This window comes from Streptomyces polyrhachis (assembly GCF_042663125.1).
Taxonomy (GTDB): domain Bacteria; phylum Actinomycetota; class Actinomycetes; order Streptomycetales; family Streptomycetaceae; genus Streptomyces; species Streptomyces polyrhachii.
The window spans coordinates 14,140-29,447 of sequence record NZ_JBHSZO010000020.1; the positions used below are offsets into that span (position 1 = coordinate 14,140).

The window sequence follows — 15,308 nt, forward strand, 5'->3', positions numbered from 1 at the left end:
CGCGGCCTGCACGATGGGTCGCATGCCGGACGTGACACCGTACGAGAAGCTGCTGGTCGAGAAGCACACGATCCTGTCCGTGGTGGCGGGGTCGCGTTCCTTCGGGCTGGCCACCGAGGCGTCGGACACGGACCGCCGGGGAGTGTACGCGGCCCCGACGCGGGACTTCTGGCGGCTGGCGAAGCCGCCGCGGCACGTGGCGGGCCCGCTTCCCGAGCAGTTCAGCTGGGAGGTGGAGCGCTTCTGCGAGCTGGCGCTCGCGGGCAACCCGAACCTGCTGGAGGTGCTGCACTCCCCGCAGGTCGAGCGGTGCACCGAACTGGGCGCGGAGCTGCGCGCCTTGGCCCCGGCCTTCCTCTCGCGCCGCGTCCACCGCACCTTCGGCCGCTACGCCGACAGCCAGCTGGCGAAGGCCCAGCGCCGCCTGGACCGCGAGGGCGCCCCGAAGTGGAAGCACGTCCTGCACCTGCTGCGCCTGCTGCTGAGCGCCGGCGAGCTGCTGCGCACGGGCGCCATGGACATCGACGCGGGCCCGCACCGCGACCGCCTGCTGGCCGTGGGCCGCGGCGAGGTCCCCTGGCCGCGGATCACGGCCTGGCGCGCGGAGCTGACGGCCGCCCTGGACGCGGCGCTGCCGGCCAGCCCGCTGCCGGAGGAGCCGGACGGGGAGCGGGTTCAGGCGTGGCTGGTGTCGGTACGGAGCAGGGGGCTGGCCGGCGGCTGAGAAGCCGCCGGCTCCCGTACGGGGGCCTCCGGTGCCGGCGGCTCCCGTACGTGGCCGACTCCCGTACGCCGCAACCCCGTACGCCCCTACACCGCCCCCGCCGCCGCCCGTCCCGCCGTGCGGCCGGAGAAGAGGCAGCCGCCGAGGAAGGTGCCCTCCAGGGCGCGGTAGCCGTGGACGCCGCCGCCGCCGAAGCCGGCCGCCTCGCCGGCCGCGTAGACGCCGGGGAGGGGGGTGCCGTCGGCGGTCAGGACGCGGGAGGAGAGGTCCGTCTCCAGGCCGCCCAGTGTCTTGCGGGTGAGGATGTTGAGCCGCACCGCGATGAGCGGGCCGGCCGCCGGGTCGAGGACCGGGTGCGGGGGGACGGTGCGGATGAGCTTGTCGCCGAGGTAGGCGCGGGCGCCGTGGATCGCGGTGATCTGCGCGTCCTTGGTGTAGGGGTTGGCGGTCTCCCGGTCGCGGGCCTCGATGGTGCGCCGCAGTTCGGCCTCGTCGATGCGCGCCTCTCCGGTCAGCTCGTTCATCCGCCGTACCAGGTCGGGCAGTTCGCGCTCGACGATGAAGTCGGCGCCGTGCTCCATGAACGACTTGACGGGGCCGGGCACGGGCTGGCGGGCGCGGCCCAGCACCTCGCGTACGGACCTGCCCGTCAGGTCGGGGTTCTGCTCGGAGCCGGAGAGGCCGAACTCCTTGCCGATGATGCGCTGGTTGAGGACGAACCAGGTGTAGTCGTGGCCCGAGCGCATGATGTGCTCAAGCGTGCCGAGGGTGTCGAAGCCCGGGAAGAGGGGGGCGGGGAGGCGGCGGCCGCGGGCGTCGAGCCAGAGCGAGGAGGGGCCGGGGAGGATGCGGATGCCGTGGCGGGCCCAGATCGGGTTCCAGTTCTCGACGCCCTCGGTGTAGTGCCACATCCGGTCGCGGTTGATCAGCCGGGCGCCGGCGTCCTCCGCGATGCCGAGCAGTTCGCCGTCCACGTGCGCGGGCACCCCGGAGAGCATCCGCTCGGGCGCCCTGCCCAGCCGGGCCGGCCAGTTCTTGCGTACCAGCTCCAGGTTGGCGCCGATGCCGCCCGAGGTGATGACCACGGCCTGGGCGCGCAGTTCGAACTCCCCCGCCGTCTCCCGGCTGCTGGCCACGCCGCGCTCGACGCCGCTGGGCACGAGCACCTCCCCGCGCACCGTGTCGACCGCGCCGGCGCTGCGGGCGAGCCCCGTCACCCGGTGGCGGAAGCGCAGTTCGACCAGGCCCTTGGCGACGGCCTCGCGCACCCGGCGCTCGAAGGGGGCGAGGAGCCCGGGGCCCGTACCCCAGGTGATGTGGAAGCGGGGCACGGAGTTGCCGGGGCCCTGCGCGTCGTAGCCGCCGCGCTCGGCCCAGCCCACCACGGGGAACCAGCGCACGCCCATCGCGTGCAGCCACGGGCGCTTCTCGCCCGCGGCGAAGTCCACGTACGCCTCGGCCCACTGCCGGGGCCAGTGGTCCTCCTCGCGGTCGAAGCCGGCCGTGCCCAGCCAGTCCTGCATCGCCAGCTCGCGGCTGTCCCTGATCCGCAGCCGCCGCTGCTCGGGCGAGTCGACGAAGAACAGCCCGCCGAACGACCAGTGCGCCTGCCCGCCGAGCGACTGCTCGGGCTCCTGGTCCAGGAGGATCACCCTGCGGCCCGCCTCGGCGAGCTCCACGACGGCGGCGAGCCCGGCGAGCCCCGCTCCGATCACGATGACGTCGGCGTCGTAGGACACGGCTGCTCCCCCTGGCTGGCTACTGGTGGGTCAGATCTTGCTGAGCGGCTGCCCGTCCGTCAACCGCCTGCGCACCTGCGCACCGCGCACGTTGCCCAGCCAGGCGATCAGCGCGACGGCGAGCAGGAACCCCGCGGTGACTCCCGCGCACTGCCCGGCGACGTGCCCGTAGCCGCCGGGCTCGCGGGGATCGACGAAGGGGTACGGGTACCAGTCGACCAGCGGCCCGCGCAGCAGGCTGTAGCCGAGATAGGCCAGCGGGAAGGCCAGCCAGCCCGCGGCCGTCCGCAGGCCGGTCCGGGTCCGCGGCGGGTCGGCCAGCCAGTACGCCACGGCCGCCAGGGGCATCACCTGGTGGGTGACGGTGTTGACCCACGGGATGACGTCCTGCCCGGGCAGGTGGGCCAGGAGCAGCTGGTAGACCGCGCCGGTGATGGCGAGGTAGACCGTCACCGCCCCGCGCACCGCGTCGGGCACCGGCGAGGGGCGGCCCCGCAGCACGGCGGCGCCCCCCAGGAGGAGGACGACGCTTCCGGCGGCGTTGCTGAGGATGGTGAAGTAGCTGAAGTAGTTCCCCAGGGCGCCGTAGCCGGCGGCCCGGTGCGCCTGGAACCCGAGGGCGACCGCGGCGAGGACGCCGAGGCCGAGCCGGAGCCAGCCGAATACGATGATCTTCCACATTCGGCACATTGTTCCAGTACGGCGCCGGTACCCGGGCCGGAGGCGCTGGTCAGGGGTTCGCCCCCCGGCCCCTCAGTCCCGCTCCAGCACCAGTGCCAGTCCCTGCCCGACCCCGATGCACAGCGTCGCCAGCCCGGTCCCGGCGGTGCCGCGCGCCGCCAGCTGGTGCGCCACCGCTCCCGCGAGCCGCGCGCCGGAGGCGCCCAGCGGGTGCCCCAGCGCGATGGCGCCGCCGCGCGGGTTGACCACGGCCCGGTCCAGCTCCGGCCACTCGCCCAGGCAGGCCAGCGCCTGCGCGGCGAAGGCCTCGTTCAGCTCCATGACGTCCAGTTCGCCCAGCGAGCGCCCGGCCCGGGCGAGCGCCCGCCGCACGGCCTCCACCGGCCCGAACCCGAAGAGCTGCGGCTCCACCCCGGTGACCGTGCTCGCCCCGATCCGGGCCAGCGGCTCGCGTCCCAGCTCCGCCAGGCCCGCCTCGTCGCACAGGAGCAGCGCCGCCGCCCCGTCGTTGAGCGGGGAGGAGTTGCCGGCCGTGACGGTGCCGCCCTCGGTGCGGAACACCGGCTTCAGCTTTCCCAGCGCCTCGATCGACGCCCCGGGCCGCACGCACTCGTCGCGTACCTGGTCGGTACCCGGTACGGGCACGACCTCCCCGTCGTACGCCCCCGCCTCCCACGCGGCGGCCGCCTTGCGGTGGCTGTCCAGGGCGAAGGCGTCCTGCTCCGCCCGCCCGATCCCGTACTTCTCGGCGAGCAGCTCGGCGCCCTCCCCCAACCCGACCGTCCACTCGGCCGGCATCGCGGGGTTGACCATCCGCCAGCCCAGGGTGGTGGAGTGCATGGCCTGCGCACCGGCGGGGAAGGCCCGCTCGGGCTTGGGCAGCACGTACGGGGCGCGGGTCATGGACTCCACGCCCCCCGCCACCGCGATCGAGGCGTCGCCCGCCGCGATGGCGCGGGCGGCCTGGATGACGGCCTCCAGTCCGGAGCCGCAGAGCCGGTTGACGGTCACGCCCGGCACCGTGACGGGCAGGCCCGCGAGCAGCACGGCCATCCGCGCCACGTCGCGGTTCTCCTCGCCGGCGCCGTTGGCGTTGCCGAAGTAGACGTCGTCGATCCGCGCGGGGTCGAGTCGGGGACTGCGCCCGACCAGCTCGCGCACGACGTGCGCGGCGAGATCGTCGGGGCGGGTGCCGGCGAGCGCCCCGGCGTACTTCCCGATGGGGGTACGGACAGCGTCGACTACGTACACAGCGGCCATGGCGGCGACTGTAGGCGACAGGATTGGATGGGGCTATGACGAAAGAGACAGCGGACGATCGACTCTCCGCGGACGAACTCCTTGACATCGTGGACGAGATGGACCAGGTCACCGGGCAGCTGCGCCGTGCCGAGGTCTACGCCCGGGGACTGCGCCACCGCTGCGTGTTCGTCCTGGCCCGCGATCCGGGCGGGCGGATCTTCGTCCACCGCCGCACCGCCGGAAAGCTGGTCTTCCCCTCGATGTACGACATGTTCGTCGGCGGGGTGGTCGGCGCGGGCGAGTCCTACGAGCTGGCGGCGCTGCGCGAGGCGGAGGAGGAGCTGGGGGTGGCGGGGCTGCCCGCGCCGCGCGAGCTGTTCCCCTTCCGCTACGAGACGCCGGAGGTCCGGGAGTGGGCGCGCGTCTACGAGGTGGCGCTGCCCTCGGACGCCGTCGCGCCCCAGGCGGAGGAGGTCGACTGGTGGACCTTCCTGACGCCGGAGGAGCTGGCGGCGCGGCTGGGGCAGTGGGACTGGGTGCCGGACGGCCTGGCGGCGTACGAGGAGCTTCGGGCGCTGGGGAAGGGGCGGCCCGCGTAAGACCGCCGCGCAGGATCCCCGCACAGGACCCCCGCGTAAGGTCGAAGGTGTGCGCGATCTTCCCTCCTCCGTGAAGCTGTGGTTCTCCCCCGCCCGTCTGCGTGCGGAGGGCACCACGCCCGACTACCGCTTCTCGCTGGCCAACGAGCGCACCTTCCTGGCCTGGATCCGCACCGCGCTGGCCCTGGTCGGCGGCGGGCTGGCGGCGGACCAGTTCCTGACGGACCTCGACGCCCCGGTGCGCCTCACGGTCGCGCTGGTGCTCCTCGCGGGCGGCGCGCTGTGCGCGGTGCGGGCCGTGAACCACTGGGTGCGCTGCGAGCGGGCGATGCGCCGGGGCGAGGACCTGCCGCCGTCGCGTTTCCCGGCGGTGCTCGCGCTGGCGGCGGCGCTGGCGGCGGTGGCGCTGGTCGCGGCGCTCGTGCTGGTCCGGTGAGCGTGCCGTCCGGCGGGCGTGATCCGGGCGCGCAGCCCGAGCGCACCCGGCTGGCCTGGCGCCGTACGACCCTGGCCGCCGCGGTGGCCGCCCTGCTCGGCGTCCGCGCGGCGGTGCACGGGAGCGGGCCGGCGGCGTACGCGGCGGCGGTCGTGCTGGTGTGGCTGGCGCTGCTCGCCCTGGCCCAGCGGCGGATCGGCGCGCTGGCGGCGGCGCGGCCCGCGGTGGTGGCGCTGGGGACGGTCTGGGGGACGGCGCTGTGCGTGGTGGCGCTGGCGCTCTGCGGGGCGCTGGCGCTGGGCTGAGCCCCGGGCCGCCGCGTCGGTGCGTGTCGCACGAACAGCCCACGCCCCGCCGCCCGGCGCATGCGCGGCGGCGGGGCGCTGGGTAGGTTCGAGACGTCGTCCACCCGTACGAGAGGCGCATCCGCGATGTCCGCACACCCGCCGCTCGTCGTCGTGACGGGCGTCAGCGGGTCCGGGAAGACCACGGTCGGCCGGCTGCTGGCGGAGCGGCTCGGTGTGCCGTTCGCCGACGGGGACCACTTCCACGACGCGGACAACGTGGAGAAGATGTCCGGGGGGACGCCGCTCACGGACGAGGACCGCGGCCCCTGGCTGGACGCCGTCGCCGACTGGCTGGAGGCGCGCAGGGAGACCGGCGCGGTCGTCGCCTGCTCGGCGCTCAAGCGCAGCTACCGCGACCGGATCGCGGCCAGCGCGCCGGGGGTGTTCTTCGTCCAGCTGGACGGCTCGCGCGAGTTGATCGCGGGCCGGCTGGAGGCGCGCAGGGGGCACTTCATGCCGCACCACCTCCTCGACTCGCAGCTCGCGGAGCTGCAGCCGCTTCAGCCCGGCGAGAACGGCGCGCGGGTGCCCATCGACGGTGATCTGGCCACCACGGTGGACCGCGCGGCCGAGGCGGTCCGCGCCGCGTAGGACCCTCCCTTCGGGATTTCCCGATCCCGCCGCCCCCTGGACTACATACCGACTGGTCGGCATCATGATCCGGGACGACCGCGCGAGGGAGAGGACCACACATGGGCGACATCGGCGACACCCACCCACCGGGGCTGGCGCCCGAGGCGCTGCGCCGCCACCTGGACGCCGCCCGGCCGGGCCTGGCCACCGGGCCGCTGAGCGCGCACCTGGTGGAGGGCGGGAAGTCCAACCTGACGTACGTGGTGACCGACGGCGCGGCCCAGTGGGTCGTCCGGCGCCCGCCGCTGGGCCACGTCCTGGCCACGGCGCACGACATGTCGCGCGAGTTCCGGGTGATCAGTGCGCTGCACCCGACCTCGGTACCGGTGCCGGAGCCGCTGCTGCTGTGCCAGGACCCCGAGGTGCTGGGCGCGCCGTTCTACGTGATGGAGTTCGTCGCCGGCACCTGCTACCGCACGGCCGGCCGGCTCGCGCGGATCGGGCCGCAGCGCACCCGGGAGCTGGTGCTGGGCCTGGTGGACACGCTGGTCGAGCTGCACGCGGTCGACCCCGCCGCGGTGGGGCTCGCCGACTTCGGCCGCCCGGACGGCTATCTGGAGCGCCAACTGCGCCGCTGGTCGAAGCAGTTGGCCGCCTCGCGCAGCCGCGAGCTGCCCGGCATCGACGAACTGCGCGACCGGCTGGCGCGGTCGCTGCCCGCCTCCCCGGCGCCGACCGTGGTGCACGGCGACTTCAAGCTGGACAACGTGCTGGCCGGCGCGGACGACCGCGTCGCGGCCGTGCTCGACTGGGAGATGTCCACCCTGGGCGACCCGCTGAGCGACCTGGGGCTGCTGGCGATGTACAGCTCGCGCGAGGCCGGTCCGGGCGCGGCCGTCTCCAACACCGGTACGGCGCCCGGCCATCCGGAGGTCTCCGAGCTGATCGAGCGCTACGCGGCCCGCTCCGGCCGGGACGTCTCGGCCATCAACTGGTACTGCGCCTTCGCCTACTTCAAGCTCGCGGTGATCGCCGAGGGCATCCACTACCGCTACCGCCTCGGCCAGACCGTCGGCGGCGGCTTCGACAGCATCGGCGAGGTCGTGCCGCACCTCGTCGCGCACGGTCTCGCATCCCTGCAGGAGGGCTGACCCGCCATGGACTTCGCCTACGACGCCCGCACCGAGGAGCTGCGCACGGCGCTGCTCGCCTTCATGGAGGAGTACGTCTACCCGGCCGAGGCGCTCGCCCACGAGCAGCTCGCCGCGCAGGACGACCCCTGGGTGCACCCGCCGATCGTGCGCGAGCTGCGCGCCGAGGCCCGCAAGCGCGGGCTGTGGAACTTCTTCCTCCCCGACGCCGAGTACGGCGCCGGGCTGACGAACCTGCAGTACGCGCCGCTCGCCGAGATCACCGGCCGCAGCCCGCACCTGGCCCCGCTCGCCCTCAACTGCAACGCCCCCGACACCGGCAACATGGAGCTGCTCCTCCAGTTCGCCACCGCCGATCAGAAGGCGCGCTGGCTGGACCCGCTGCTGGCCGGCGAGATCCACTCCGCCTTCGCGATGACGGAGCCGGCGGTGGCCTCCTCCGACGCCACCAACATCGAGACGCACATCCGCCGCGAGGGCGGCGAGTACGTCATCGACGGCCGCAAGTGGTTCATCTCCGGGGCGATGAACCCCGACTGCGCGGTCTTCATCGTGATGGGCAAGACCGACCCGCAGGGCGCGGACCCGCGCCGCCAGCAGTCGATGATCCTGGTGCCGCGCGACGCCCCCGGGCTCACCATCGAGCGCGCCATGCACGTCTTCGGCTTCGAGGACCATCTGCACGGCGGCCACGCGGAGGTCGTCTTCGAGGGGGTACGGGTCCCCGCCGCCAACCTGGTCGGCGAGGAGGGCGCCGGTTTCGCCATCGCGCAGGCGCGGCTGGGGCCGGGCCGTATCCACCACTGCATGCGGCTGATCGGCATGGCGGAGCGCACCATCGAGCTGATGTGCCGCCGCGCGCTGGACCGGACGGCCTTCGGCAGGACGCTGGCCGAGCAGGGGGTCGTACAGAACTGGATCGCCGACGCGCGGGTGGCGGTGGAGCAGCTGCGGCTGCTGGTGCTGAAGACGGCCTGGCTGATGGACACCGTCGGCAACCGGGGCGCGCACACCGAGATCCAGGCCATCAAGGTCGCGGTGCCGCGCACGGTGGTGGGCATCATCGACCGGGCGATCCAGCTGCACGGGGCGGCGGGCGTCAGCCAGGACCTCCCGCTGACCGAGCTGTACGCGGGGGCGCGCACCCTGCAGCTGGCGGACGGCCCCGACGAGGTGCACCAGCGCTCGCTGGCGCGGCGGGAGCTGAAGAAGTACCTGTGAGCCGGCCCTGAACGGGCGGCGGGGGCGCGGGAGTCCGGACTCCCGCGCCCCCGCCGCCTCGTACCGTCAGGCGGGCCCCTACGGCCGCAGCGCCCGCATCAGCAGCTCCGCCATGTGCTCGCCCACCTGGGCCGGGGTGAGCGGTCCGCCCTTGCGGTACCAGCTGCCGAGGTGGTGCACCGCGCCGAAGTGGTAGTCGACCACCAGGTCGGCGGAGGTGTCGGCGGCGAAGACCCCGGCGGCCTGCCCCTCCTCGACGAGCGCGCGGAAGCGGTCGTGGTAGCGGCGGCGGTCGGCGCGGACCTCCTTGCGCTTCTCCGGCGCGAGCAGGTGCACCGAGCGGAAGAAGATCGTCGCGTCGTCGTTGTTCTCCAGCGTGGTGACCACGACGTCGGCGGCGGCCTGCCGCAGGCGGTCCTGCACCGGGGCGTCCAGGGCGGCGAAGTGGTCCAGGCGCTCCTGCTGCAGGCGCAGCAGCCGGGCGTAGACCTCGTGCAGCAGGTCGTCCTTGGAGCCGAAGTAGTGGTAGAGCGCGCCCTTGGTGACGCCGGCCGCCTCCACGATCTGCTGCACCGACGTGCGCTCGAAGCCGTGTTCGGCGAAGAGCCGGGTGGCCGCGGCGAGCAGCCGCTCCGGAACCGTCGCGCTCGCGGCATCCTCAGCCGTGGTCATGGGGCACACCTCTTCCGTGTTCGGCGGCCGGGGCGGCTCCGCACGCGCCGGCCGGGGACATCTTCCCCCAGGAAGCGCGGGGCGGGCGCACGTTCACTCCTCCAGGGCCCGCTGGATCCGGTTCATCCCGCGCAGCCAGCGCTCGGGCTCCGCGGCGCGTGCCGCGTACATGCCGGCGACCTCCGGGTGCGGGAGGATCAGGAAGCGGTCGGCCGCGATGCCCGCCATCAGCGCCTCGGCCACCGCCTCCGGCTCGATCGCGGTCTGCTCCAGCACCAGTGCGCCGGCCTTCCCGGTGGCGGCGAGCATGTCGGTGCGTACGCCCTGGGGGCAGATCGCGTGGACGTGGACGCCGCGGTGGCGGTAGGTGAGCGAGAGCCACTCGGCGAAGGCGAAGGCGCCGTGCTTGGTGACGCTGTACGGGGCGGCGCCGACCATCGTCAGCAGGCCGGCGGCGGAGACGGTGGAGACGAAGCGGCCGCGGCCGCGCTCCAGCCACTGCGGCAGCAGTTCGCGGGCGGCGCGGACGTGGGCCATCACGTTGACGTCCCAGGCCGACTCCCAGTCGGCGTCCGGGACTTCGGGTCCGCCGCCGGTGCCGGTGCCCGCGTTGGCGCAGTAGACGTCGATGGGCCCGCCCAGCGCCTCCCGGGCCGCCGCGACGATGTCCGAGGCGTCACCGGGGACGGCCACGCCGCCGATCTCCCCCGCCACCGCCTCGGCCTTCGCCTTGTCCAGGTCGTTGACCGCGACCCGCGCGCCCTCGGCGGCGAACCGGCGCGCGAGCGCGGCCCCGATCCCGCCGCCGGCCCCGGTGACGACCACGTTCGTGTCCCGCATGCTGCTTCCCTCCGACTCGTCCAGCGCAGACTAACCGGTCGGTATGTGATCGGGAAGGGGTCGAAGGGCGCGGGGGGCGCGGTGAACACACCGGTGCACGGCCGTTCCCGCCCGGGCCCGCAAGCGCTAACGTGCCGCGTCATGAGTCTGTCGAGAAGGTCCCTGCTGACGGGCGCCGCCGGTGCGGCCGCCGTCGTGTCCGCCGGGCAGCACAGCGCTGCCGCCGCGCCGAGCGCGGCCCCCACCGCCTCCGGCCCCGTCCGCACCGGTTTCGCGCGCCTCGCCGCCGAGGGCTACGCGCGGCTCGGCGGCATGAAGGTCGGCGTGGTCACCAACCCCACCGGCATCACCCAGGACGTGTCGCACATCGTCGACGTGATGCACGCCGACGAACGGGTGCGCCTGACCGCCGTGTTCGGCCCCGAGCACGGCTTCCGCGGCACCGCGCAGGCCGGCGGCTCCGAGGGCTTCTACGAGGACCCGGCCACCGGGCTGCCGGTCTACGACACGTACCAGGCCAGCGGCCAGAAGCTGGCCGACATCTTCACCCGCTCGGGCGTGGACGTCGTCGTCTTCGACATCCAGGACGCGGGCGCGCGCTTCTACACGTACATCTGGACGCTCTACGACTGCATGGTCGCCGCCGCCCTGGCCGGCAGGCCCTTCCTCGTACTGGACCGCCCCAACCCGGTCTCCGGGCGTGACGCGTACGGACCCGTCATGCACCCGCAGTTCGCCACCTTCGTCGGGCGCAAGGCGATCAGCCAGCAGCACGGGATGACCGTGGCGGAGCTGGCGCGGCTCTACAACGGCGAGTTCGTCCCCGCCGACGCGGGGCGGCCGGTGGAGCTGGACGTCGTGACGATGGAGGGGTGGGGCCGCGAGCGGTTCTTCGACTCCACCGGGCTGCCCTGGGTGCTGCCCAGCCCGAACATGCCGACCCCGGACACCGCGCTGGCCTACCCGGGCACCTGCCTCTTCGAGGGGACGAACCTCTCCGAGGGGCGCGGCACGACCCGGCCCTTCGAGCTGCTCGGCGCCGAGGGCGTCGGCCGGCAGTGGGCGGCGGCGGTGAACGAACTCGCGCTGCCCGGCGTGCGGTTCAGGGAGGCGTACTTCGCGCCGACGTTCTCCAAGTTCCAGGGCAGGACCTGCGGGGGTGTGCAGGTGCACGTGGCGAACGCCCGCGTGTACGACCCGGTCCGCACCGGTGTCGCGCTGCTGGTGACGGCCAAGCGGAGCTGGAGCGGCTTCGCCTGGCGCCCCGACAACTGGATCGACAAGCTCACCGGCTCCACGCTGGTGCGCACGATGATCGACGCGGGCGCCTCGGCGGACGAGGTCGTCGCCGGCTGGCAGGAGGAGCTGGCGGCGTTCCGGGCGGTGCGCGGGCAGTACCTCCTGTACTGAGGCGGCGGGGCGGGTGGGGCCGTTCCAGGCGCCTACCCGCCCCCGAGCGGCCCTGAGCGGCCCCGGCCGGCCCTGAGTGGCCCCGACCAGCATTGACAGCGCCCTCCGGCGAGACCATGCTAAGCAGTCGCTTAGCACATGCGCGGTACAGGGACGCCGCGCGCCACACCTGGGAGGCGGACGGACATGGCTGGTACTGCGGAGCCCCGCATCTTCACCTCGGCCGAGGAGCTCAAGGCGGCGGTCGGCGAGCAGCTGGGCTGGACGGACTGGGTGGAGATCGACCAGAAGCGCGTCGACCTCTTCGCCGAGGCGACCGGCGACCACCAGTGGATCCACGTCGACCCGGAGCGGGCCGCCGCCGGGCCGTTCGGCACGACGATCGCCCACGGCTACCTGACGCTCTCGCTGCTGCCGCTCTTCGGTCCGCAGCTGCTGGCCGTCGAGGGGGCGCGGATGGGCGTCAACTACGGGACGAACAAGGTGCGTTTCCCCGCCCCCGTACCGGTCGGCTCGCGACTGCGCGCCACCGCCCGCATCTCCGAGGCCGCCGAGGTACCGGGGGGCGTGCAGCTCGCCGTGGCCTTCACCGTGGAGCGCGAGGGCGGCGAGAAGCCGGTCTGCGTCGCGGAGTCGGTCTCGCGCTTCTACTTCTGAGGCGCTACGGGCGCGCCGGTCCAGCGCAGCCCGTCACCATCCGCCCGACGAGGTCCGCGTACAGCGCGCCGACCTCGTCGGGCGTACGGCTGCCCGCGGCGCTGAACCAGCGCGCCACGTCCACGCACAGCGAGAGCACCGCGAGCGAGGTGCCGGGGATGTCGTCGACGGCGAAGTCGCCGCCGCGCACGCCGTCCTCGATGATGCCGCGCAGCTGGGAGTCGATGTCCCGGCGCAGGGTGGCGATCTCGGCGTAGTGCTCCTCGCCGAGCGCCTGGAGTTCGTACTGCACGACGCGCGCGGTGGTGTGGTGCTCGGCGTGCCAGCGGGCGAAGTCGCGCACGGCCCGGCCGAGCCGCTCGCGGGGGGAGGCCTGCGCGCCGGCGGCCTCGGCGACGATCCGGCGGGCGCGCTCGTGCCCGACCTTGCTGATCCGGAAGAGCAGCTCCTCCTTGGTCCGGAAGTGGATGTAGAGCGCCGCCGGGCTCATCCCCGCCCGGCCGGCGATGTCGCGCGTGGTGGTCGCGTGGTAGCCGCGCTCGGCGAACGCCTCCACGCCGGCGGACAGCAGCCGCCGCGCGGCCTCCGGCTCCACGCCGTCCCAGGCGGCGACCTCCGCCTCCGCATCCACCTCGCGCATCGCACACCCCGCTCTTCCCGTAACCGGCCCGCCCACCCTACCCCGAAGCTGAGCAAGCGCTTAGGGCTTGCACCGGGGCTTCGGGGACACGGGGCGGAGATCCGGCGGACGCTTCCGACTCCATGGTCTTATGTGCGAGTTATTCCTTTTGCGGCGGTTTTCGCCTCATTGGCTGCCCGCACCTCCCGCTACCCCCAGGAGTGGAACCCCCATGCGTCCTTCACTGGCGATCAACCTCCGCGCGCTCCTCGGAGCTGCCGCGCTCGCGACGCTGCTGCCGGTCGCAGTCCCCGCGCACGCCGCCGCCCTGGACCACCCCGGCCCCGGATCGAGCCACCCCGACCACGCCGCCCTCGCGAACCAGGAGGCGGTCGCCCCGAACGACGCCCCGATCGAGGGCCGCGAGCTCGTCTTCGACGAGGAGTTCGACGGCCCCATCCAGTGGGGCACCAAGTGGACCGGCGACCGCACCAGCGCCTACCAGTACGTCAACCACAACCCGAACTACGGCAAGCTCGACTGGCTCACCCAGAGCGCGGTGACGGTGGAGAACGGCAACGCGAAGTTCACCGCGACCCCCTCCCAGCACATCCTGGAGAACGGCAAGCGGGCCTGGGACACCGGCCTGCTGACCACCGAGTACACGACGGACGCCTTCCAGGTGCACGCCTACGACTACATCGAGACCCGCGTCATGCTGCCCGACCAGCAGGGCGCCTGGCCGGCGCTGTGGACCTGGTCGGTGGACAACGACTGGGACGCGGGCAACGACGAGGTCGACACCTTCGAGTACCACCCGGACACGCCCAACACCCTGGAGCTGACCAACCACGCCCTGTTCGCCAAGGACTACTACAACGACCCCAGCCTGATCAGCCCGTGCAAGTGGGTCACCATCGGCACCCGCTACGGACTCGACACCACGGACTGGTACGTCGACGGCAAGAAGGTCTTCTCGCAGCCCATCGGCGTCGCCGACTTCGACTGGAAGTCGCACGTCATCCTCAACCTGTCCATCGACGACAACGAGTTCCACGCCCCGCCGACCAGCGACGAGCCGATCACGTTCTACGCCGACTACGTGCGCGTCTACCGCTGACACCCGCACGCACGCCGCCCCCGGCCCGTACCGGCGGACCGGGGGCGGCGTGCGTGCGCCAGGCCGGCTCAGAACGCGCTGACACCCGTGAGCGCCCGGCCGATCAGCAGCTTGTGGATCTGGCTGGTGCCCTCGTACAGCGTCATCACCCGCGCGTCGCGCAGCAGCTTGCCGACCGGGTACTCGTCGATGTAGCCGTAGCCCCCGAAGACCTGCAGGGCGTTGTTGGCGCAGCGCACCGCGGCCTCGCTCGCGAAGAGCTTGGCCATGGAGGACTCGGTGGCGAAGGGCAGCCCGCGGTCGATGTGGTCGGCGACCCGCCAGGTCAGCAGCCGGGCGGTGTCGACGTCCACCGCGATGTCGGAGAGCAGCTCCTGGACGAGCTGGTGGTGCGCGATCGGCGTGCCGAACTGCTCGCGCTCCCCGGCGTAGCCGACCGCCGCGTCCAGGCACGCCTGGGCGATGCCCACACAGCCCGCCGCGACCGACATCCGCCCCTTGGCCAGCGCGGACATGGCGACCGAGAAGCCCTTTCCCTCCGGCGCGATCATCGCCGAGGCGGGCACCCGCACCTCGTCGAGCACCAGCTCGGCGGTGGCCTGCCCGCGCAGCCCGAGCTTGCCGCGCACCTCGCGCCGACCCAGCCCCGGGGTGTCGGTGGGCACCAGGAAGGCGCTGACGCCCTTGTGGCCGGGGGTGTCGTTCGTCCGGGCGAAGAGCAGGACCACGTCGGCCCAGGTGCCGTTGGTGATGAACATCTTGGTGCCGTCGATCACCCAGTCGCCGCCGTCGCGTACGGCGCGGGTGGTGAGGTTCGCGGCGTCGGAGCCCGTGCCGGGCTCGGTGAGGCCGAAGCAGCCGACGGCCTCGCCGGAGGCCAGCCGGGGCAGCCACGTGCGCTTCTGCTCCTCGTCGCCCCAGGCCGCGATGGACTTGGCGACCAGGCCCAGCGAGACGGAGACGATGCCGCGCACGGAGGAGTCGCCGCGCCCCAGCTCCTCGGTGACCAGGACGTACGTCAGATGGTCGCCGGCGCTCCCGCCGTACTCCTCGGGGAGGGTCAGCCCGAGGAAGCCCACCTCGCCCAGCTTCTTCACGATCCCCCGGTCCACCGCCTCGGCGCGGTCCCACTCGGCGGCGTACGGGGCGACCTCGCGCACCGTGAAGTCCCGCGCCAGTGCGCGGGCGGCGGACTGCTCGGGCGAGAGCTCCAGGTCCATGACCTCGCGTCCTTTCCAAAAATTAGCACTGCTAGTTTTACGGGGCGGCTCTACTAT

17 protein-coding genes are annotated in these 15,308 nt (G+C 73.6%); 10 read left to right on the top strand and 7 right to left on the bottom strand.

Annotated features, from left to right (window positions below):
• Window positions 1-22: 22 nt before the first annotated feature.
• Window positions 23-724 (top strand): nucleotidyltransferase domain-containing protein, encoded by a 702-nt coding sequence (locus ACFQLX_RS14325; RefSeq protein WP_386414946.1) that lies wholly within the window; start codon window positions 23-25, stop codon window positions 722-724.
• Between the two features lie 86 nt (window positions 725-810).
• Here the strand turns inward: ACFQLX_RS14325 and ACFQLX_RS14330 are convergent, their stop codons facing one another.
• The 3 genes from ACFQLX_RS14330 to ACFQLX_RS14340 all read right to left on the bottom strand — a co-directional run bounded on the left by ACFQLX_RS14330 (window position 811) and on the right by ACFQLX_RS14340 (window position 4,404).
• Window positions 811-2,463 (bottom strand): FAD-binding dehydrogenase, encoded by a 1,653-nt coding sequence (locus ACFQLX_RS14330; RefSeq protein ID WP_386414948.1) that lies wholly within the window; start codon window positions 2,461-2,463, stop codon window positions 811-813.
• Between the two features lie 30 nt (window positions 2,464-2,493).
• Entirely contained in the window at window positions 2,494-3,144 is a 651-nt protein-coding gene (locus tag ACFQLX_RS14335; protein WP_386414951.1) for a Pr6Pr family membrane protein, read from the bottom strand.
• Between the two features lie 72 nt (window positions 3,145-3,216).
• The gene (locus ACFQLX_RS14340) at window positions 3,217-4,404 is read right to left on the bottom strand and encodes a thiolase family protein (protein WP_386414952.1); all 1,188 of its coding nucleotides are present in this window, start codon (window positions 4,402-4,404) and stop codon (window positions 3,217-3,219) included.
• A gap of 35 nt (window positions 4,405-4,439) precedes the next feature.
• Between ACFQLX_RS14340 and ACFQLX_RS14345 the strand changes: the two genes are divergently transcribed.
• The 6 genes from ACFQLX_RS14345 to ACFQLX_RS14370 all read left to right on the top strand — a co-directional run bounded on the left by ACFQLX_RS14345 (window position 4,440) and on the right by ACFQLX_RS14370 (window position 8,713).
• The gene (locus ACFQLX_RS14345; protein ID WP_386414955.1) at window positions 4,440-4,985 is read left to right on the top strand and encodes an NUDIX hydrolase; all 546 of its coding nucleotides are present in this window, start codon (window positions 4,440-4,442) and stop codon (window positions 4,983-4,985) included.
• 49 nt (window positions 4,986-5,034) lie between these two features.
• On the top strand, window positions 5,035-5,421 hold the full coding sequence (locus ACFQLX_RS14350) for a YidH family protein (protein WP_386414956.1): 387 nt from the start codon (window positions 5,035-5,037) through the stop codon (window positions 5,419-5,421).
• Window positions 5,418-5,726: a DUF202 domain-containing protein gene (locus tag ACFQLX_RS14355; RefSeq protein ID WP_386414957.1), complete on the top strand. Its 309-nt coding sequence runs from the start codon at window positions 5,418-5,420 to the stop codon at window positions 5,724-5,726. The genes ACFQLX_RS14350 and ACFQLX_RS14355 overlap by 4 nt, the downstream gene beginning before the upstream one ends.
• Before the next feature lie 126 nt (window positions 5,727-5,852).
• Window positions 5,853-6,359: a gluconokinase gene (locus ACFQLX_RS14360; protein ID WP_386414959.1), complete on the top strand. Its 507-nt coding sequence runs from the start codon at window positions 5,853-5,855 to the stop codon at window positions 6,357-6,359.
• 110 nt (window positions 6,360-6,469) lie between these two features.
• On the top strand, window positions 6,470-7,492 hold the full coding sequence (locus tag ACFQLX_RS14365) for a phosphotransferase family protein (RefSeq protein ID WP_386415089.1): 1,023 nt from the start codon (window positions 6,470-6,472) through the stop codon (window positions 7,490-7,492).
• Window positions 7,493-7,498: 6 nt separating this feature from the next.
• Window positions 7,499-8,713 carry an acyl-CoA dehydrogenase family protein gene (locus tag ACFQLX_RS14370; protein WP_386414960.1) on the top strand — a complete coding sequence of 405 codons (1,215 nt, stop codon included), beginning with the start codon at window positions 7,499-7,501 and terminating at the stop codon, window positions 8,711-8,713.
• Window positions 8,714-8,791: 78 nt separating this feature from the next.
• Here the strand turns inward: ACFQLX_RS14370 and ACFQLX_RS14375 are convergent, their stop codons facing one another.
• Together ACFQLX_RS14375 and ACFQLX_RS14380 are read right to left on the bottom strand one after the other, a co-directional pair.
• The gene (locus ACFQLX_RS14375; RefSeq protein WP_386414962.1) at window positions 8,792-9,385 is read right to left on the bottom strand and encodes a TetR/AcrR family transcriptional regulator; all 594 of its coding nucleotides are present in this window, start codon (window positions 9,383-9,385) and stop codon (window positions 8,792-8,794) included.
• 93 nt (window positions 9,386-9,478) lie between these two features.
• The gene (locus tag ACFQLX_RS14380; protein ID WP_386414964.1) at window positions 9,479-10,225 is read right to left on the bottom strand and encodes an SDR family oxidoreductase; all 747 of its coding nucleotides are present in this window, start codon (window positions 10,223-10,225) and stop codon (window positions 9,479-9,481) included.
• A 141-nt stretch (window positions 10,226-10,366) separates the two neighbouring features.
• On the opposite strand from ACFQLX_RS14380, the gene ACFQLX_RS14385 reads away from it, so the two are divergent.
• Together ACFQLX_RS14385 and ACFQLX_RS14390 are read left to right on the top strand one after the other, a co-directional pair.
• Window positions 10,367-11,635: an exo-beta-N-acetylmuramidase NamZ family protein gene (locus tag ACFQLX_RS14385; RefSeq protein WP_386414966.1), complete on the top strand. Its 1,269-nt coding sequence runs from the start codon at window positions 10,367-10,369 to the stop codon at window positions 11,633-11,635.
• Between the two features lie 186 nt (window positions 11,636-11,821).
• Window positions 11,822-12,292: a MaoC family dehydratase gene (locus ACFQLX_RS14390; protein ID WP_386414968.1), complete on the top strand. Its 471-nt coding sequence runs from the start codon at window positions 11,822-11,824 to the stop codon at window positions 12,290-12,292.
• 4 nt (window positions 12,293-12,296) lie between these two features.
• Here ACFQLX_RS14390 and ACFQLX_RS14395 read toward each other — a convergent pair whose 3' ends face one another.
• Window positions 12,297-12,932, bottom strand: coding sequence for a TetR/AcrR family transcriptional regulator (locus ACFQLX_RS14395; protein ID WP_386414970.1), 636 nt, complete (start codon window positions 12,930-12,932; stop codon window positions 12,297-12,299).
• Between the two features lie 211 nt (window positions 12,933-13,143).
• On the opposite strand from ACFQLX_RS14395, the gene ACFQLX_RS14400 reads away from it, so the two are divergent.
• The gene (locus ACFQLX_RS14400) at window positions 13,144-14,031 is read left to right on the top strand and encodes a glycoside hydrolase family 16 protein (protein WP_386414972.1); all 888 of its coding nucleotides are present in this window, start codon (window positions 13,144-13,146) and stop codon (window positions 14,029-14,031) included.
• 68 nt (window positions 14,032-14,099) lie between these two features.
• Here ACFQLX_RS14400 and ACFQLX_RS14405 read toward each other — a convergent pair whose 3' ends face one another.
• On the bottom strand, window positions 14,100-15,251 hold the full coding sequence (locus tag ACFQLX_RS14405; protein ID WP_386414974.1) for an acyl-CoA dehydrogenase family protein: 1,152 nt from the start codon (window positions 15,249-15,251) through the stop codon (window positions 14,100-14,102).
• Window positions 15,252-15,308 lie beyond the last annotated feature (57 nt).